Consider the following 19,446-nt stretch of genomic DNA (forward strand, 5'->3'; position numbering starts at 1 on the left):
ACACATGGGTTTTCTCACCGGTAAGCGCGTACTGATCGTTGGCGTCGCGAGCAAATTGTCCATCGCTTCTGGCATTGCTGCCGCCATGCACCGTGAAGGCGCCGAGCTGGCTTTCACTTATCAGAACGAAAAGCTGAAAGGTCGTGTTGAAGAATTCGCCGCAGGCTGGGGCTCGAACCCTGAGCTGTGCTTCCCTTGCGACGTGGCCAGCGATGAAGAAATCGCCAAGGTTTTCGAAGACCTGAGCAAGAAGTGGGACGGTCTGGACTGCATCGTTCACTCCGTAGGTTTCGCCCCGGGCGACCAACTGGATGGCGACTTCACCGACGCTACCACCCGTGAAGGCTTCCGCATCGCTCACGACATCAGCGCCTACAGCTTCGTGGCCCTGGCCAAAGCTGGCCGCCCAATGATGAAAGGCCGCAATGGCAGCCTGCTGACCCTGTCCTACCTGGGCGCCGAGCGCACCATGCCTAACTACAACGTGATGGGCATGGCCAAGGCCAGCCTGGAAGCCGGTGTACGTTACCTGGCAGGCAGCCTGGGCCCTGAGGGCACTCGCGTTAACTGCGTATCGGCAGGCCCGATCCGTACCCTGGCAGCGTCGGGCATCAAGAACTTCCGCAAAATGCTGGCGGCCAACGAAGCGCAGACCCCACTGCGTCGCAACGTGACCATCGATGAAGTCGGCAATGCCGGCGCCTTCCTGTGCTCGGACCTGGCGTCGGGCATCAGCGGCGAAATCATGTACGTAGACGGCGGCTTCAACACCACCGCTATGGGCAGCCTCGAAGAGTAACTTCTTCGCAGTAGCCGCTACACAAAACGCCCGGTGCAGTGATTGCACCGGGCGTTTTTTTGTCTCAGGAAAACCTGTGGAAGATGACCTGTGAAAAATGACCTGTGGGAGATGACCTGTGGGAGATGACCTGTGGGAGATGACCTGTGGGAGCGGGCTTGCCCGCGATGGCATCAACGCAGTGTGCCTGTCATACCGCGCTGCCTGCATCGCGAGCAAGCCCGCTCCCACAAAAAAAAGCAGGCGCAAAAAAATGGCCGCTCAATGAGCGGCCATTTTCGATGAAGCAGATTCAACGCTTAGTAGCGCTCAACCTTGGCTTCGTTTTCCAGCTGCTTGCGGTAGGCAGCAAAATCTTGCTGACCCACACGCGAAGCGAGGAAGCGGCGATACGACGCTTTCTCTTCTTCAGTCGGCGCTACTGCATCGTTGACGCCATTCAAACGCAGCACAACCACAGTGCCATCAGCCAGGGTGACGCTACCGAAAGTCGGCTTGTCCTTGGCTGCCGGTTTAGGCATACGGAACACGGCTTGCAGCACGGCAGGATCAATACCTTCCTGGCCACGAGCAACCGCTTCCTGAACCTTCCACGACTGACCATCAATCGGCTGGTTCAACGGCAGTTTGCCATCGCGCAGTTCCTTGATGATCTCTTCAGCACGGGCTTTGGCCGCAGCACTGGCGTGCTCCTTGACCAGTTGCGCACGAATGCTCGAGGCCACAGCCTCCAGCGGCAACTGCTCAGGCTTGCGGTGCTCCTTGACGCGCAATACCACTACGGTCTCAGGGTCCAGCTCCAGCGCCGTACTGTTCGCCCCTTCATCCATCACTTCGGTGCTGAATGCAGCTTGAATCACCGCGCGATTGGCGGTAACACCGTCGCCGCCTTCACGACCAAATGGCGCAGAGGTATGCACGGTCAGCTTGAGCTCTTGAGCCGGCTGAGCCAGATCGGACGCTTCAAACGCCGAGTCTTCCAATTGCTTGGTCGCATCGACAAACAGGCGTTCAACCTGCTGGGTTTTCAGGTCATGGGTCAGCTTGTCTTTCAGGCTGGCAAAGCTCGGCACTTGCGGTGCTTCAACGCCCAGCAGCTTGATCAGGTGATAACCGAAGCTGGTACGCACCGGCTCCGACACCTGGTCCTGCTTCAACCCATAAACCGCCGTTTCGAACACAGGGTCATAAACACCCGGGCCTGCGAAGCCCAGGTCACCGCCATTGGCAGCCGAGCCAGGATCCTGGGAGAACTCCTTGGCCAGAGCTTCGAAGCTTTCGCCTTTGGCCAGGCGCTGCTGAATCTCGGCGATCTTGGCCTTGGCCTGCTCGTCGCTGACCTTGTCATTCACTTCGATCAGGATATGCGCAGCCCGGCGTTGTTCGGCCAGGTTGGCGATTTCCTTCTGATACAAGGCTTGCAGCTCGTCATCCTTCACGGCTACCTGGTCAAAGAAAGCGGACTTCTTCAACTCGATATAGTCGATCACCACCTGATCAGGGGTCATGAATTCTTTGGCGTGCTCGTCGTAGTAAGCCTTGATCTCGGCGTCGCTCAGTTTCACCGCAGCCGGGTCGGCCTTGATGTTCAGCGAAGCGAAATCACGGGTTTGTTTTTCCAGACGGGCAAACGCATTCACCTGCTCATCGGTCACGAAACCACTGCCCGCCAGACCGGCACGCAGCTGACCAATCAGCATTTCCTCACCCAGCATGTTACGGAACTGCAGGCGACCGTAACCCAGTTGACGGATCACCTGGTCGAAACGCTCAGGGCTGAACTTGCCGTCTTCCTGAAATTCAGGGGTCAACAGAATGACCTGGTCCAACGCGGCTTCAGAGAACGAAAATTTCGCGTCTTTGGCGCCTTGCAGCAACAGCTTGCGATCGATCAGCCCTTTGAGGGCCGCTTCACGCAGCATTTTTTCATCCAGCAACGACGAATCGAAGTCCTTGCCCAACTGCTGCAGCAGCTGACGACGTTGCATGTCGACGGCCTGGCTCAGTTCAACCTGGGTAATTTCTTCACCGTTGACCTTGGCAGCATCCTGGCTGGTAGAGGTGGCTTGAAAAATGGCATCGAAACCGGTCAACGCCATTAATGCGACGATGACACCGATGATGGTCTTGGCAATCCAGCCTTGTGAATTGTCCCTGATATTTTGCAGCATGCTTCCCCCAGAAACGGTCTTGCATAATGAGCAACCGTGGAGCGTGGGTAGAGTCCGGATAGAAGAAAGGCGCATCCGAGGATGCGCCTTCTCGTAACTGGCGGAGCGGACCGGGCTCGAACCCGCGACCCCCGGCGTCACACATCGATGTTGCCATCGACTGCACTACCGCTCCGCTGCCAAGCCTGGCGTGCGCCTGACCCGGTTGGGTAAAAAGTGTTACAGAAACTTAGTTAACCGCTTCTTTCAGTGCTTTACCGGCTTTGAAGCCTGGTTTTTTAGCAGCAGGAATTTCCAGCGTTTTACCGGTCTGTGGGTTACGACCAATACGAGCAGGGCGATCGGTTACAGAGAAAGTACCAAAACCAACCAGTACCACAGAGTCGCCAGCCTTAAGAGCGCCAGTGACGGATTCGATTACTGCGTCCAGCGCACGGCCAGCTGCAGCTTTCGGGATATCAGCAGATGCAGCGATAGCATCAATCAGTTCCGACTTGTTCACTCTAAGTCCCCTTATATCTATCTGAGTATGTTTCTAAAGTTTTTGGTAAAAGCAGACGACCGCTGAAGCACTTGTTGACACTTATGAGCCGCTTTATAACAAGGGCTCCAAAACGCGTCAACAAGCCCATCAGGCAAAGCCATATTAATGCGTGCTAATTCTTTCCTTAGAGTCAGACTCTCGCTTGTCGTCCTTGGCAACAATCTCGGGAGCCACATCCGGCAAGGGCTCCGGGGCGTATTGCAGCGCAATTTGCAGGACTTCGTCAATCCATTTAACCGGTTTGATCTGAAGATCCTGTTTGATGTTGTCAGGAATTTCCTTCAGATCACGAACGTTTTCTTCTGGAATAATTACAGTCTTGATCCCACCACGGTGAGCTGCCAGTAATTTTTCCTTCAGGCCACCAATAGCCAGTACCTGACCACGCAAGGTAATTTCACCTGTCATGGCAACATCTGCGCGCACCGGAATCAGCGTCAATGCAGAGACCAGGGCCGTGCACATGCCCACACCGGCACTAGGGCCATCTTTAGGTGTGGCGCCTTCCGGCATATGGATGTGAATATCGCGTTTTTCGTGGAAATCCAACGGGATACCGAGGCTTTTGGCACGGCTGCGGACCACCGTCAAAGCAGCGGTGATCGACTCGACCATCACATCGCCCAGCGAACCGGTCTTGATCAGCTGGCCTTTGCCAGGCACAACGGCCGCTTCGATGGTCAACAGTTCGCCACCCACCTGGGTCCAGGCAAGGCCGGTCACCTGACCGATCTGATCCTGAACTTCAGCCAAACCGTAGCTGAATTTTCTTACACCCAAAAAGTGCTCGAGCAGCTCTGGGGTGACGGTGACGGCAAAGCGTTTTTCCAGCGCATGCTCCTTGACCGCCTTGCGGCAGATCTTCGCAATCTGGCGCTCAAGGCCCCGCACACCGGCTTCGCGGGTGTAGTAGCGGATAATGTCGCGGATGGCTTCGTTATCAAACGCCAGCTCGCCCTTCTTCAAGCCATTGGCTTCAATTTGTTTCGGGGCCAGGTATTTGACGGCAATATTGATTTTTTCGTCTTCGGTGTAGCCAGGCAGACGAATGACTTCCATCCGGTCCAGCAAGGCTGGCGGGATGTTCATCGAGTTGGAGGTACACAGGAACATCACATCGGACAGGTCGTAATCGACCTCCAGGTAATGATCGTTGAAATTGTGGTTCTGCTCGGGATCCAACACCTCAAGCAATGCCGAAGCCGGATCGCCACGCATGTCGCTGCCCATCTTGTCGATTTCATCGAGCAGGAACAACGGGTTGCGCACACCCACCTTGGTCATCTTTTGAATCAATCTTCCTGGCATCGAACCGATGTAAGTACGGCGATGGCCACGGATTTCCGCTTCATCACGCACGCCACCCAAGGCCATGCGTACAAATTTACGGTTTGTTGCGTGGGCAATAGACTCGGCGAGCGAGGTTTTACCGACGCCCGGAGGACCGACCAGGCACAAAACCGGGCCACGAATTTTCTTCACGCGTTTTTGCACGGCGAGATATTCGAGGATCCGTTCTTTGACTTCGTCCAGACCGTAGTGGTCTGCGTCCAGGATGTCTTCGGCGCGCTTGAGATCCAGACGCACCTTGCTCTGGGCCTTCCACGGCACCTGCACCAGCCAGTCGATGTAGGAGCGCACCACCGTGGCTTCTGCAGACATTGGCGACATTTGCTTGAGCTTGTTCAGCTCGGCCTGGGCCTTGGCCATTGCATCTTTGGGCAGGCCAGCAGCATCGATACGCTTTTTCAGCTCTTCGATTTCATTGTGACCTTCGTCACCATCACCCAGCTCTTTCTGAATGGCCTTCATCTGCTCATTCAGGTAGTACTCGCGCTGGCTGCGCTCCATTTGCTTTTTAACGCGGCCACGGATGCGTTTTTCAACCTGCAGCAGGTCGATCTCGGCATCCAGCAGGGCCAGAACGTGTTCAACACGGGCCTGCAGGTCGATGATTTCGAGGATTTCCTGCTTCTGCTCGATCTTGAGTGCCATATGGGCAGCCATCGTATCGACCAGACGGCTTGGCTCATCAATGCTGTTAAGCGATGACAGCACCTCGGCCGGGACTTTTTTGCCCAGTTGCACATATTGCTCGAACTGGGACAGCAGGCTGCGCACAAACACTTCGGATTCACGATCCGGGGCAGCCACTTCGTCAATCAGGGAGACTTCGGCACTCAGATAACCATCTGCCTGGCCAAAATGCTCGACCGCACCGCGCTGCTCACCCTCAACCAGCACTTTAACCGTGCCGTCCGGGAGTTTGAGCAATTGCAGGACAGTTGCAATGGTGCCGACCCGATACAGAGCGTCTTCGCCCGGATCATCGTCAGCAGGATTCTTTTGAGCCAGCAGCAAAATCTGCTTGTCGCCCGTCATCGCAGCCTCAAGGGCCTCGATCGACTTCTCGCGTCCCACGAACAGTGGGATCACCATGTGCGGATAAACCACAACATCGCGCAATGGCAGGAGAGGCAATTCGATGGTTGTCTTCATGATTTCGCCTCTACGGCGGCCATAAGGCCGTAATCAGATGGATGTAAGCTTGAAGCCAAGATGGGGGCAGTCTTGAAAAAAAACAAGCGTTGAACCACAGGAAAAACAAAGGGGCCCGAAGGCCCCTTCTTTAACACGCAATGTGCAATGCCCGACACTGCATTTACGCGTCAGGTGCAACCTTGGCAGTCGCCTCGTTGTTTTCATAGATCAACAACGGTTTGGACTTACCTTCTATAACGCTTTCGTCGATCACCACTTTACTCACCTCGGACTGCGAGGGGATTTCGTACATGGTATCGAGCAGCACGCCTTCAAGAATCGAACGCAGGCCACGGGCGCCAGTCTTGCGCTCGAGCGCTCGCTTGGCCACGGCTTTCAGGGCGTCAGCACGGAACTCGAGGTCTACACCTTCCATCTCGAACAACTTGCCATACTGCTTGGTCAGCGCGTTCTTCGGCTCGGTCAGAATCTGCATCAAGGCAGCTTCGTCCAGCTCGTCGAGCGTTGCCAGAACAGGCAGACGACCCACGAATTCCGGGATCAGGCCAAACTTGACCAGATCGTCAGGTTCGACTTCACGCAGGGATTCGCCAACCTTCTTGCCCTCTTCCTTGCTGCGTACTTCAGCACTGAAGCCGATGCCGCCGCGAGTCGAGCGAGCCTGTACAACCTTCTCCAGGCCCGAGAACGCACCACCACAGATAAACAGGATGTTGCGGGTATCAACCTGCAAGAACTCCTGCTGCGGGTGCTTGCGACCACCTTGCGGCGGTACGGAAGCCACGGTGCCTTCGATCAGCTTGAGCAATGCCTGCTGCACACCTTCACCGGAAACATCACGGGTAATCGAAGGGTTGTCAGACTTGCGCGAAATCTTGTCGATTTCATCGATGTAGACAATGCCCATCTGGGCTTTTTCTACGTCGTAATCGCATTTCTGCAGCAGCTTCTGAATGATGTTTTCAACATCCTCGCCCACATAACCGGCTTCGGTCAGCGTGGTCGCGTCAGCGATGGTGAAAGGCACATTCAGCAGGCGCGCCAGGGTTTCTGCCAGCAGGGTCTTACCCGAGCCGGTCGGGCCGATCAGCAGGATGTTGCTCTTGCCGAGTTCGACGTCGTCGTTCTTCTTGTCACGCTGGTTAAGGCGTTTGTAGTGGTTGTACACCGCTACAGCCAAAACCTTTTTGGCACGTTCCTGACCAATGACGTATTGATCAAGGATGCCGCTGATTTCTTTTGGCGATGGTAATTTATGCGCGCTGCTCTCGGCCTGGGCTTCCTGCACCTCCTCACGGATGATGTCATTGCACAGGTCAACGCATTCGTCGCAGATAAAGACCGAGGGGCCGGCAATCAATTTGCGCACTTCATGCTGGCTTTTGCCACAGAAGGAGCAATAGAGCAATTTGCCGTTGTCCTCGCCGTTGCGGGTGTCAGTCATTCGATCGATCCAAATCCGATAGGCTTGCAACACAAGATGAAGGCAACTGCGGGCTTTTTCAAGCCCGCAGGTGGTCGGTTAGCCCAACCACCCCCAATTTGAGCTGCTTAAGCGGGCATTTGACGCTTGCTGAACACAGAGTCGATCAAACCGTATTCGGTTGCACGCTCGGCGCTCATGAAGTTGTCACGCTCGGTGTCGCGCTCGATGGTTTCGAGGGTCTGGCCCGTGTGGTGAGCCAGCAGCGAGTTCAAGCGATGACGGATGTTGAGGATTTCCTTGGCATGAATGTCGATATCCGACGCCTGGCCCTGGAAACCGCCCAGTGGCTGGTGAATCATCATGCGCGAGTTCGGCAGGCAGTGACGCTTGCCCGGTGCGCCACCGGCCAACAGGAAGGCACCCATGCTGCAGGCCTGGCCGATGCAGATGGTCGACACGTCAGGCTTGATGAATTGCATGGTGTCGTAGATCGACATGCCTGCAGTCACCGAACCGCCCGGCGAGTTGATGTACAGGTGGATGTCCTTGTCCGGGTTCTCGGCTTCAAGGAACAGCAGCTGCGCCGCCACCAGGTTGGCCATGTAGTCTTCTACAGGGCCGACCAGGAAGATGATTCGCTCCTTCAGGAGGCGCGAGTAGATGTCGTAAGCGCGTTCGCCACGGGCGGACTGCTCGACAACCATCGGGACCAGGCCGCCAGCGGCGTGGATATCAGAGTTCTGCTGAATATAAGAATTGCGGGACATGTCCGGCAGTCACTCCCAAATAGTCTTGTCTGGATACGCATAAGCCAGCTCGAGGCTGGCTTATGGTTGTGTTTTCTAACGAGTCAGAAATCAGTCGGCTTGTGGAGCTTCCACCGGCTTGACAGCTTCTTCGTAAGAGACCGCTTTATCGGTCACCTTGGCCTTCTGCAGAACAGTATCCACAACTTGCTCTTCCAGCACAACCGAACGAACCTCGTTCAATTGAGCGTCGTTTTTGTAGTACCAAGCTACAACCTGCTCTGGCTCCTGGTAAGCGGAAGCCATTTCCTGAATCATTTCGCGAACGCGATCTTCGTCAGGCTTGAGGTCGAACTGCTTGACCACTTCAGCCACGATCAGGCCCAGCACTACGCGGCGGTTGGCTTGTTCTTCGAACAGCTCGGCCGGCAGTTGGTCTGGCTTGATGTTGCCACCGAACTGTTGAACAGCCTGCACGCGCAGACGGTCAACTTCGTTGGCCAGCAGGGATTTAGGCACTTCGATCGGGTTGGCAGCCAGCAGGCCGTCCATTACCTGGTTCTTGACCTTGGACTTGATCGCCTGACGCAGTTCACGCTCCATGTTCTTGCGAACTTCGGCGCGGAAACCTTCCAGACCGGTTTCCTTGATACCGAACTGGGCGAAGAACTCTTCGTTCAGTTCTGGCAGCTTAGGCTCGGAAACAGTGTTCACGGTTACGGTGAACTCGGCTTCTTTACCAGCCAGGTCCAGGTTCTGGTAGTCAGCTGGGAAAGTCAGTTTCAGAACGCGTTCTTCACCGGCTTTAGCGCCTACCAGGCCTTCTTCGAAGCCAGGAATCATGCGGCCCGAACCCAGGACCAGCTGAGTACCGGTGGCGGAGCCGCCAGCGAATACTTCGCCGTCTACCTTGCCAACGAAATCGATGTTCAGTTGATCATCGTTCTGGGCAGCACGGTCAGTCACTTCAAAGCGGGTGTTCTGCTTGCGCAGCACGTCCAGCATCTTGTCCAGGTCGGCATCAGCCACTTCGGCGCTCAGGCGCTCGATAGCGATGGTATCCAGACCGGTTACTTCGAATTCAGGGAATACTTCGAACGTAGCAACGTATTCCAGATCTTTGCCTTTTTCGAAAACTTTAGGCTCGATCGAAGGAGCACCGGCCGGGTTCAGCTTCTGCTCAACCACGGCTTCGTAGAACGAAGACTGGACTACATTGCCCAGCGCTTCCTGGCGCGCATCAGCTTCGTAACGCTGACGGATTACGCTCATTGGCACCTTGCCTGGACGGAAGCCCGGGATCTTGGCCTTTTGGGCAGTCTGTTGCAGACGCTTGTTGACTTCAGCCTCAATACGCTCAGCTGGCACGCCAATGGTCATGCGACGCTCAAGAGCGGAAGTATTTTCAACAGAAACTTGCATGGATATTCCTCGTTGCACAGACATTAGCCGGCCGTTTCCGACCCCATAATCAAGGGCAAGCATTCTAGTGGGTCAAACTCAAGAAGTCACCCTACCGCAAACACCCTGGGAAACGGCCGACAGAAATTAAGTAAAAGCAGCCATCCGCCTCGCCTTCTATATAGATAGAAGACTGCACCGATCAATTGGCGATAACGGGCAGCCTTTGGAGCTACCCCGATCTGCGCGCATTGTCACACAAATCGCAGAGGACGCTAAGCATGCGGGAAACAAGGCGCCGAGCGACACCCCTGTGTGCGATTGTCAAACCGCAGATACAAAAAAACGCCAGAGGATTAGTCTGGCGTTTTCTTTTAATATGGGGTGGACGAAGGGGATCGAACCCTCGACAACGGGAGTCACAATCCCGTGCTCTACCAACTGAGCTACGCCCACCATAGTGCGCTTACAACCCTGCCCGCTCCTGGAAGCAAACAGTTACAACCAAAGAAAAAGCCGCTACAAGCGGCCTATCCAAATTTGGTGCGGACGGAGAGACTCGAACTCTCACACCTTGCGGCGCTGGAACCTAAATCCAGTGTGTCTACCAATTCCACCACATCCGCATTTCAAACTTCTGAAGCAAAGACGCCAGATTTTTAATCTGGCGGCTTTCTAAATATGGGGTGGACGAAGGGGATCGAACCCTCGACAACGGGAGTCACAATCCCGTGCTCTACCAACTGAGCTACGCCCACCATATTGCCTGTACTGCTTTACTTGTGCCAAAGCTGCCTAATGGCGCACCCGGCAGGACTCGAACCTGCGACCATCCGCTTAGAAGGCGGATGCTCTATCCAGCTGAGCTACGGGCGCATTGTTAGCCTGTATTCTTTGACGACTACAAACCAATTGCCTTCAGTATCACCAAGCTGGACAACAACTTCGCTCTACCTTCTTAACCAGTGCTAGGCTGTGCCCGACAAGTGCGACGAATGTTATAGGTGAGCCTGTAACCCGTCAACTGTTTTTTAAAAAAAGTTTAGAAATATAAAGGAGTTAGGGCAATAAACAGACCAGGCGCCTTTGCCCTCGCGCCACGGCATGCGAGAATGCACGTCCTTTTTCCACCCTTTACGATGGTTAATCACGCGTAATGACTGCACAACTAATCGACGGTAAAGCGATCGCCGCCAGCCTGCGCCAGCAGATTGCCAAACGTGTCGCCGAGCGTCACGAGCAAGGCCTGCGCACCCCTGGTCTGGCAGTGATTCTGGTCGGCAGCGATCCTGCTTCCCAGGTTTATGTTTCGCACAAGCGTAAAGACTGCGAAGAGGTAGGCTTTATTTCCCAAGCCTATGACCTGCCTTCTGACACCACCCAACAGGACCTGACCGACCTGATCGACCGTCTCAATGACGACGCGAACATCGACGGCATCCTGCTGCAACTGCCATTGCCCGCCCATCTGGATGCCTCCAAACTGCTGGAGCGCATTCGCCCGGACAAAGATGTCGACGGTTTCCACCCTTATAACGTCGGCCGCCTGGCCCAGCGCATCCCGCTGCTGCGCCCATGCACCCCCAAAGGCATCATGGCCCTGCTGGAAAGCACCGGTCAGGACCTGTACGGCATGGACGCAGTGATTGTCGGCGCCTCCAACATCGTTGGCCGCCCGATGGCGATGGAATTGTTGCTGGCTGGCTGCACCGTGACCGTGACCCACCGCTTCACCAAGGACCTGGCCGGCCACGTTGGCCGCGCCGACCTGGTGGTGGTCGCTGCCGGCAAGCCCGGCCTGGTCAAGGGCGAGTGGATCAAGGAAGGCGCCATCGTGATCGACGTGGGCATCAACCGCCAGGCGGATGGCAAGCTGGTGGGCGACGTGGTTTACGAGACCGCCCTGCCCCGCGCCGGCTGGATCACCCCGGTGCCGGGCGGCGTTGGCCCGATGACCCGTGCCTGCCTGCTGGAAAACACCTTGTACGCAGCCGAAGAATTGCACGGCAACTAGTGCAAAGCGCTGCAAAAAAACGGCACCTTCGGGTGCCGTTTTTATTGGCGCCGCTAAAATCCGGGCAAACAAAAGCCCGCACTTGGCGCAATGCTGTTCACTTAAGAGCAACGCAGTTCAAGTGTGGGAGCGGGCTTGCTCGCGATGGCCTTCAGAACACCGCATTTACTTGGTAAATACGCGTCATCATTTACGACCATCGCAAGCAAGCCCGCTCCCACACAGGCACAAATCGTTTAAGTGAACAACATTACGCACTTGGCGGGCCGTTGTTCAAACAACGAGCAACCTAGTCAGCCAGCCGCCAGGTTGTCCCGCCTTTACTGTCTTCCAGCACCACACCCATTGCCGCGAGCTGATCACGGATACGGTCAGACTCCGCCCAGTCCTTGCCGGCACGGGCAGCCAGACGCGCATCGATCAAGGCCTGCACCTGAGCGGCATCGACCTTGCCCTCAGCACCCGCCTGCAGGAAGTCGTCAGCCTCAAGCTGCAACACACCCAGCACATCGGCCAGCTGCTTGAGGCGCGCTGCCAGACCGGCAGCTGCCTGCAAATCGGTTTCACGCAAGCGGTTGATCTCGCGAACCATCTCGAACAGCACCGCACAGGCTTCCGGCGTACCGAAGTCGTCGTTCATGACCTGGGTAAAACGCTCAACAAACGCCTCACCACCGGCCGGCGCAACTGTCGGCAAGCCTTTAAGCGCGTTATAGAAACGATCCAGGGCTGCCTTGGCATCCTTGAGATTGTCTTCCGAATAGTTGATCGAGCTACGGTAGTGGCTCGACACCAACAGATAACGCACAACCTCCGGGTGATATTTCGCCAGAACGTCGCGAATGGTGAAGAAGTTGTTCAAGGACTTGGACATCTTCTCGCCATTGATGCGAATCATCCCGCAATGCATCCAGGCATTGGCGTAGGTTTTACCCGTGGCCGCCTCGCTTTGCGCGATTTCGTTCTCATGGTGCGGAAACTCCAGGTCGCTGCCGCCGCCATGAATATCGAACGTCTCACCCAGGCAGCAGGTGGACATCACCGAGCATTCGATATGCCAGCCCGGACGACCCGGGCCCCACGGCGACTCCCAGCTCGGCTCGCCCGGCTTGACGCCTTTCCACAGCACGAAGTCCAGCGGATCGTCCTTGGCCTCGTCAACCTCGATGCGCGCACCGATACGCAGATCCTCGATCTTTTTGCGCGACAGCTTGCCGTAGCCCATGAACTTGGCAACGCGGTAGTACACGTCACCATTGCCCGGAGCATAGGCGTAACCCTTGTCGATCAGGGTCTGGATCATTGCGTGCATGCCAGGGATATGGTCCGTGGCACGCGGCTCCATATCCGGCTTGAGGATATTGAGGCGCGCTTCGTCTTCATGCATTGCCGCAATCATGCGCTCGGTCAGCGCCTCGAAAGGCTCGCCGTTTTTACGCGCACGATTGATGATCTTGTCTTCAATGTCCGTAATATTGCGCACATAGGTCAGGTTATAACCGCTGAAACGCAACCAGCGGGTCACCAGATCGAAGGCGATCATGCTGCGACCATGGCCAATGTGGCAGTAGTCGTACACGGTCATGCCGCACACGTACATGCGCACATTGTTGCCGTCCAGCGGCTTGAAAACTTCTTTGCTCTTGGTGAGCGTGTTGTAGATCGTAAGCACGGCTTGTTCCTTCAAAACTTGATCACTGGCCCCACGAATCACGCAGGGTCACGGTACGGTTGAATACCGGGTGACCGGGTTTCGAGTCCTTGATATCTGCGCAGAAGTAACCTTCGCGCTCGAACTGGAAACGGTCTTCCGGCTGTGCATTGCCCAGCGAGGGTTCAGCACGACAACCGGTCAGTACCTGCAGCGAGTCAGGGTTGATGTTTTCCAGGAAGCCCGCACCGTCTTCAGCCTTTTCAGGGTTTGGCGAACGGAACAGACGATCATACAAACGCACTTCGCACTCGACGCTGGCTGCTGCCGGCACCCAGTGCACAACACCCTTGACCTTGCGACCTTCCGGGTTTTTGCCCAGGGTTTCAGGGTCATACGAGCAATGCAGCTCAACGATGTTGCCATCGGCATCCTTGATTGCTTCGTCGGCACGGATCACATAGCTGCCGCGCAAACGCACTTCGCCCGCAGGCTCAAGACGCTTGTAGCCTTTTGGTGGCTCTTCCATGAAGTCGTCACGGTCGATGTAGATTTCACGCGCGAACGGCAATACCCGCACACCCATGTCTTCTTTCGGGTGGCAAGGCAGCTCAAGGTTTTCAACCTTGTCTTCAGGGTAGTTGGTGATGATCACTTTCAACGGACGCAGCACGCACATGGCACGCGGCGCGCTGTGGTCCAGATCGTCACGAATGCTGAATTCCAGCATGCCGAAGTCCACTACACCGTCGGAACGGTTGGTGCCGACCATGTCGCAGAAATTGCGGATCGACTTGGGCGTGTAGCCACGGCGACGGAAACCCGACAGCGTCGACATGCGCGGGTCATCCCAGCCATTGACGTGCTTTTCATCGACCAGCTGCTTGAGCTTGCGCTTGCTGGTGATGGTGTAGTTCAGGTTCAGACGGCTGAATTCGTACTGACGCGGGTGCGCCGGCACTGGCAGGTTGTCCAGGAACCATTCGTACAGCGGACGGTGGCTTTCGAACTCCAGGGTGCAGATCGAATGGGTGATACCTTCAATGGCATCCGACTGACCGTGGGTGAAGTCATAGTTCGGGTAGATGCACCACTTGTCACCGGTCTGGTGGTGATGGGCATGGCGAATGCGATACATGATCGGGTCACGCAGGTTCATGTTCGGCGACGCCATGTCGATCTTGGCGCGCAGCACGCACTTGCCGTCTTCGAACTCACCGGCGGTCATGCGGGCGAACAGGTCCAGGTTCTCTTCGACGCTGCGCTCGCGAAACGGGCTGTTCTTGCCAGGCTCGGTCAGGCTGCCGCGGTATTCCTTGGCTTGCTCAGGGGTCAGGTCGCAAACGTAGGCCTTACCTTCTTTAATCAGGTAAATCGCCCACGCGTGCAACTGGTCGAAATATTGCGAGGCATAGCGCACTTCGCCAGACCACTCAAAGCCCAGCCACTTGACGTCGCTTTCGATGGCGTCGATGTATTCCTGGTCTTCCTTGGCCGGGTTGGTGTCGTCAAAACGCAAATGCGTTACGCCGCCGAATTCTTGAGCCAGCCCGAAGTTCACACAAATGGATTTGGCGTGACCGATGTGCAGGTAGCCGTTGGGCTCCGGCGGAAAGCGGGTCACGATCTGCGTGTATTTACCCGAGTCTAGGTCCGCCTGAACGATTGGACGCAGGAAGTTAGCCGGGACAGCAGGGCCAGCCTTTGGATTCAGAGTGGGGTCGACAGTGGGCTTGCTCATAGGATCCTTGAACGTAACAGGGTGCGCGGCCTGGGTCGGCCGACTAAATCAAAGCGCCTATCATAGCCGATGCCGTCAAGTCACCGACAGAGCAGGTGCTCAATCAAAGCGATTGAAATGCCGGCTTTTAGCCCCCATATGGGAAAAACACCATCGAAATGCCGTGCGAGCACGCTAAACTCCGCCCGCGGCTGTATCTACCCAGCCAGCCTGGGGGAATGAGGTGTGTTCACCCCGCTCCCTGGCCCGACGAATTCCCTGATAGAGCGATACGACCATGACCCAAGTAAAACTGAGCACCAACCACGGCGACATCGTGATCGAACTGAACGCTGAAAAAGCACCGATCACCGTAGCCAACTTCATCGAATACGTAAAAGCCGGCCACTACGAAAACACCGTTTTCCACCGTGTCATCGGCAATTTCATGATCCAGGGCGGCGGTTTTGAGCCAGGCATGAAAGAAAAGAAAGACAAGCGCCCAAGCATCCAGAACGAAGCCGACAACGGCCTGCCAAACGAGAAGTACACCGTGGCAATGGCTCGCACCATGGAGCCGCATTCGGCTTCCGCCCAGTTCTTTATCAACGTGGCTGACAACAGCTTCCTGAACCACAGCGGCAAAACCGCCCAGGGTTGGGGCTACGCTGTATTCGGTAAAGTCGTTGCCGGCCAGGACGTAGTAGACAAGATCAAAGGCGTTGCCACCACTTCCAAAGCCGGCCACCAGGACGTGCCAAAAGAAGACGTGATCGTCGAGAAAGCAGAGATCATTGAGTGATACTGCTGATTTCAGATTTGCATCTGGAAGAGGAGCGCCCGGATATTACCCGGGCGTTTCTGGATTTCCTGGCCGGGCGTGCGCGCTCGGCTCAGGCGCTCTACATCCTGGGCGATTTTTTTGAAGCCTGGATTGGCGACGATGCCATGACACCCTATCAGCGCTCGATCTGTGAAGCGCTGCGAACACTCAGCGACACCGGCACGCAGATTTTTCTGATGCACGGCAACCGCGACTTTTTACTTGGCCAGGCCTTTTGCAAAGCGGCTGGCTGCACCCTGATCAAAGACCCCAGCGTGGTCGACTTCTATGGCGAGCCGGTTTTGCTGATGCACGGCGACAGCCTGTGTACCCGCGACGAAGCCTATATGCGCCTGCGACGCATCCTGCGCAACCCCGTCACTTTGTGGGTCCTGCGCCACCTGCCCTTGAGCGCGCGGCACAAACTGGCGCGCAAGCTGCGCAGCGAAAGCCGCGCGCAAACCCGCATGAAAGCCAATGACATCGTGGATGTGACGCCCGAAGAAGTGCCACGGATCATGGCGCAGTTTGGCGTACACACCCTGATCCACGGCCACACCCACCGCCCGGCGATTCACAAATTGCAGATCGGCGAACAGGCCGCCCGGCGCATCGTGCTCGGCGACTGGGATCGCCAGGGCTGGGTGCTGCAAGTGGATGAGCAAGGCATGCAGCTGGCGCCGTTTGATTTTGCGCCACCACCACAGCTACAGCACGGTCTACCTGACAAGACCCGGTGAGCCAATCGCGAGCAAGCCCGCTCCCACACAGGGCTTGTCATATCCACACGCTCTGTGTGGGAGCGGGCTTGCTCGCGATGGCACCACCGCCCCCCCCCGAACTGTCTGCTTAGTGCCCGCTGGTCGCCGGCCCCGCCTTGGCCGCAAACGGCGGCTTGGCCAGCCATACCAGCAGAATCAACCCCATAAACAGCCAACCCATCAGGGTGAAGTAGTCCACGGTGGAGAACATATACGCCTGACTGGTCAGAATCTGGTCCATTTGCGCGTAGGCAGGGGTGCTGGCACCACCCAACCCCTCCAGCGCATGACGGGTGATCGGGTCATAAGCGCTGATGCTTTCACTCATGTAGGCATGATGCTGGTCAGCCCGGCGAATCCAGATCCAGGTCGTCAGGGACGCCGCAAAGCTGCCGCCAAGCGTGCGCAGGAACGTCGCCAGCCCGGCGCCATCAGCGATCTGGTGCGGCGGTAAATCCGACATCAAAATAGTCAGCGTCGGCATAAAGAACAGCGCCACGCCAATCCCCATAAACAGTTGCACCATCGCGATATGCTGGAAATCCACCTGATTGGTGAATTCGGCACGCATAAAGCAGCTCAGGCCAATGGCCAAAAACGCCAGCCCGGCCAACAGGCGCAAGTCGAATTTATTGGCGTATTTACCCACAAACGGCGACATCAGTACCGGCAGAATCCCGATCGGCGCCACGGCCAGCCCGGCCCAGGTGGCGGTGTAGCCCATCTGCGTCTGTAGCCATTGCGGCAGAATCAGGTTGATACCAAAGAACCCGGCATAACCCAGAACCAGCACAATGGTGCCAATCCGGAAGTTGCGGTGGGCAAACAGGCGCAGATTGACGATCGGATGCTTGTCGGTCATTTCCCAAATAACAAAGGCCGCCAGCGCCACCACGGACAATGCAGTACCCAACAGGATGAAACTGGACTCGAACCAGTCCAGGTCATTGCCTTTGTCGAGCACGATCTGCAGCGCACCCACACCAATGATCAGGGTGATAAGCCCCACATAATCCATCGGTTGCCGGGTAATCACCACCGGCCGCGCCTTCAATTGCTGGCGAACCACCATCACGGCAAAGATGCCGATCGGTATATTGATAAAGAAGATCCACGGCCAGCTGTAACTGTCGGTGATCCAGCCGCCCAGAATGGGCCCGGCAATCGGTGCAACCACCGTGACCATCGCCAGCAATGCCAATGCCATCCCCCTTTTTGCCGGGGGGTAGACCGCAATCAGCAGGGTCTGGGTCATGGGGTACAGCGGCCCGGCCACTAACCCCTGCAATACCCGAAATCCGACCAGCTCGGGCATCGACGTCGAAATACCGCACAGGAACGACGCCAGCACGAACAGCATGGTGGCCCACAGAAACAACTTCACCTCGCCAAAACGCCGGCTTAGCCAGCCGGTCAGGGGCAAGGCAATGGCGTTACTGACGGCAAAGGAGGTAATTACCCACGTTCCCTGCTCCGAACTCACCCCCAGATTGCCGGAGATGGTCGGCAAGGCAACGTTGGCGATGGTGGTGTCGAGCACCTGCATAAAGGTCGCCAGCGACAGGCCGATCGTGGCCATTACCAGGCTGGGAGGGGAAAAAGACGCGTTTGTACTCATCGCAAATCCTTTAAAACCGGGGACGCAGCCCCGCCTGTGCGGCGAGGCTTATGGATTGGCGAATCAGCGCTGGGCAGCCATGTCGCCTGCCCCGGCGCTGTTGCTGTCAATCAAGCGCGTGATCAGGGCTTCGGCATCGGCCAATTGTTGCGCATACACGTTGGTGGAGAACGAGGCTTTTTGCGGCGGTTGCTGGGCCAGTACCGGGCCGGTCTGGTCGCGCAGGTTCACGTCAACTGTGGTCGACAAGCCCACACGCAGTGGATGCTCGGCCAGCTCATCGGCATTGATATGGATACGCACCGGCACACGCTGGACAATCTTGATCCAGTTACCTGTGGCGTTTTGCGCAGGCAGCAAGGCAAATGCGCTGCCGGTGCCGGCACCGATGCTGTCGATGGTGCCGCTGTACTTCACATTACTGCCGTAGATATCCGACTCGATGTCCACCGGCTGGCCAATGCGCATCTTGTGCAACTGGGTTTCCTTGAAGTTGGCATCGATCCACAGCTGGTTGAGAGGGATCACCGCCATCAACGCCGTGCCCGGCTGAACCCGCTGGCCCAGTTGCACGGTACGCTTGGCCACATAACCGGTGACTGGAGCGATCAGGGTGGAACGGGCATTGGCCAGGTACGCCTGACGCAACTGCGCCGCGGCAGCCTTCACGTCCGGGTGATCGGCCACCGCCGTGTTGTCGACCAGCGCGCTGGTCGTGTCGAGCTTTTGCTCGGCATTGCGCAGGGCACTTTGCGCCGAAGACAAATCATCGCGGGCGTGGGACAGCTCTTCCTGGGAAATGGCCCCACCAGCCGCCAGGCTTTTACGACGGTTGTAGTTGTCCTGGTTTTTCTGCACTTCGACCTTCTGCGCAGCCACCTGGGCCTTCATGCCCTTCACATCACTGAATAGGCCGCGCACCTGGCGTACAGTACGGGCCAAATTGGCCTCGGCACTTTGCAGGCCGACCTGCGCATCGCTCGGGTCGAAATTGATCAGCACCTGGCCTTCATGCACCAGATCGCCATCATCGGCCCCGATGCTGACTACCGTACCGGTGACCAGCGGCGTGATTTCAACCACGTTGCCATTTACATAGGCATCGTCGGTGCTTTCGCTCCAGCGACCATACAGCTCATGCCAGGCCCACACGGCCAGCCCCAGCAGGATGACCAGAATCGCCAGCCCGCTGAGCCAGAGTTTGCGTTTGCGCTGGTTGGCAGCGTCCTGGGGTTGTTGCGTTTCATTCGGTGTTTGCACAGTGGCCATG

At 56.7% G+C, this 19,446-nt stretch carries 14 protein-coding genes and 4 tRNA genes; 4 read left to right on the forward strand and 14 right to left on the reverse strand.

Features of this window, described 5'->3' with window-relative positions:
- Positions 1–4: 4 nt before the first annotated feature.
- On the forward strand, positions 5–799 hold the full coding sequence (gene fabI, locus BFC21_RS10280; RefSeq protein ID WP_016782317.1) for an enoyl-ACP reductase FabI: 795 nt from the start codon (positions 5–7) through the stop codon (positions 797–799).
- A gap of 299 nt (positions 800–1,098) precedes the next feature.
- Here fabI and BFC21_RS10285 read toward each other — a convergent pair whose 3' ends face one another.
- From BFC21_RS10285 to BFC21_RS10330, 10 genes are all read right to left on the reverse strand, one after another.
- Positions 1,099–2,970 carry a SurA N-terminal domain-containing protein gene (locus tag BFC21_RS10285; protein WP_120266035.1) on the reverse strand — a complete coding sequence of 624 codons (1,872 nt, stop codon included), beginning with the start codon at positions 2,968–2,970 and terminating at the stop codon, positions 1,099–1,101.
- 229 nt (positions 2,971–3,199) lie between these two features.
- Positions 3,200–3,472, reverse strand: a complete 273-nt coding sequence (locus BFC21_RS10290) for an HU family DNA-binding protein (protein WP_016782315.1) — start codon at positions 3,470–3,472, stop codon at positions 3,200–3,202.
- Between the two features lie 144 nt (positions 3,473–3,616).
- Positions 3,617–6,013: an endopeptidase La gene (gene lon / locus BFC21_RS10295; protein ID WP_016782314.1), complete on the reverse strand. Its 2,397-nt coding sequence runs from the start codon at positions 6,011–6,013 to the stop codon at positions 3,617–3,619.
- Between the two features lie 163 nt (positions 6,014–6,176).
- Positions 6,177–7,460, reverse strand: coding sequence for an ATP-dependent Clp protease ATP-binding subunit ClpX (clpX, locus tag BFC21_RS10300; RefSeq protein WP_016782313.1), 1,284 nt, complete (start codon positions 7,458–7,460; stop codon positions 6,177–6,179).
- A gap of 107 nt (positions 7,461–7,567) precedes the next feature.
- On the reverse strand, positions 7,568–8,209 hold the full coding sequence (clpP, locus tag BFC21_RS10305) for an ATP-dependent Clp endopeptidase proteolytic subunit ClpP (protein ID WP_016782312.1): 642 nt from the start codon (positions 8,207–8,209) through the stop codon (positions 7,568–7,570).
- Between the two features lie 90 nt (positions 8,210–8,299).
- The gene (tig, locus tag BFC21_RS10310) at positions 8,300–9,610 is read right to left on the reverse strand and encodes a trigger factor (protein ID WP_029611584.1); all 1,311 of its coding nucleotides are present in this window, start codon (positions 9,608–9,610) and stop codon (positions 8,300–8,302) included.
- Between the two features lie 359 nt (positions 9,611–9,969).
- Positions 9,970–10,045 (reverse strand) — tRNA-His (locus tag BFC21_RS10315).
- Positions 10,046–10,130: 85 nt separating this feature from the next.
- Positions 10,131–10,215: transfer RNA gene (locus tag BFC21_RS10320), tRNA-Leu, on the reverse strand.
- A gap of 56 nt (positions 10,216–10,271) precedes the next feature.
- Positions 10,272–10,347, reverse strand: a tRNA-His gene (locus tag BFC21_RS10325).
- Between the two features lie 41 nt (positions 10,348–10,388).
- A tRNA-Arg gene (locus BFC21_RS10330) sits at positions 10,389–10,465 on the reverse strand.
- Between the two features lie 280 nt (positions 10,466–10,745).
- Between BFC21_RS10330 and folD the strand changes: the two genes are divergently transcribed.
- Complete coding sequence (gene folD, locus BFC21_RS10335; protein ID WP_088377854.1) at positions 10,746–11,603, forward strand: bifunctional methylenetetrahydrofolate dehydrogenase/methenyltetrahydrofolate cyclohydrolase FolD; 858 nt, start codon at positions 10,746–10,748, stop codon at positions 11,601–11,603.
- A gap of 289 nt (positions 11,604–11,892) precedes the next feature.
- Here the strand turns inward: folD and cysS are convergent, their stop codons facing one another.
- Together cysS and BFC21_RS10345 are read right to left on the reverse strand one after the other, a co-directional pair.
- Positions 11,893–13,275, reverse strand: a complete 1,383-nt coding sequence (gene cysS, locus BFC21_RS10340) for a cysteine--tRNA ligase (protein ID WP_095004475.1) — start codon at positions 13,273–13,275, stop codon at positions 11,893–11,895.
- Between the two features lie 22 nt (positions 13,276–13,297).
- A complete protein-coding gene (locus BFC21_RS10345) occupies positions 13,298–14,995 on the reverse strand; it encodes a glutamine--tRNA ligase/YqeY domain fusion protein (RefSeq protein ID WP_016782308.1) in 1,698 nt (565 codons plus the stop codon).
- Positions 14,996–15,272: 277 nt separating this feature from the next.
- On the opposite strand from BFC21_RS10345, the gene BFC21_RS10350 reads away from it, so the two are divergent.
- Positions 15,273–15,776 carry a peptidylprolyl isomerase gene (locus BFC21_RS10350; protein ID WP_016782307.1) on the forward strand — a complete coding sequence of 168 codons (504 nt, stop codon included), beginning with the start codon at positions 15,273–15,275 and terminating at the stop codon, positions 15,774–15,776.
- A complete protein-coding gene (lpxH, locus tag BFC21_RS10355) occupies positions 15,773–16,537 on the forward strand; it encodes a UDP-2,3-diacylglucosamine diphosphatase (protein ID WP_120266036.1) in 765 nt (254 codons plus the stop codon). The genes BFC21_RS10350 and lpxH overlap by 4 nt, the downstream gene beginning before the upstream one ends.
- Positions 16,538–16,646: 109 nt before the next feature.
- On the opposite strand, the gene BFC21_RS10360 is transcribed toward lpxH, so the two are convergent.
- Positions 16,647–18,176, reverse strand: a complete 1,530-nt coding sequence (locus tag BFC21_RS10360) for a DHA2 family efflux MFS transporter permease subunit (RefSeq protein WP_095004477.1) — start codon at positions 18,174–18,176, stop codon at positions 16,647–16,649.
- Positions 18,177–18,239: 63 nt separating this feature from the next.
- Positions 18,240–19,445: an efflux RND transporter periplasmic adaptor subunit gene (locus BFC21_RS10365; protein ID WP_016782304.1), complete on the reverse strand. Its 1,206-nt coding sequence runs from the start codon at positions 19,443–19,445 to the stop codon at positions 18,240–18,242.
- Position 19,446 lies beyond the last annotated feature (1 nt).

Origin of the sequence: Pseudomonas sp. TMW 2.1634, from assembly GCF_001703595.1 — a bacterium.
Classification (GTDB): Bacteria; Pseudomonadota; Gammaproteobacteria; order Pseudomonadales; family Pseudomonadaceae; genus Aquipseudomonas; species Aquipseudomonas fragi.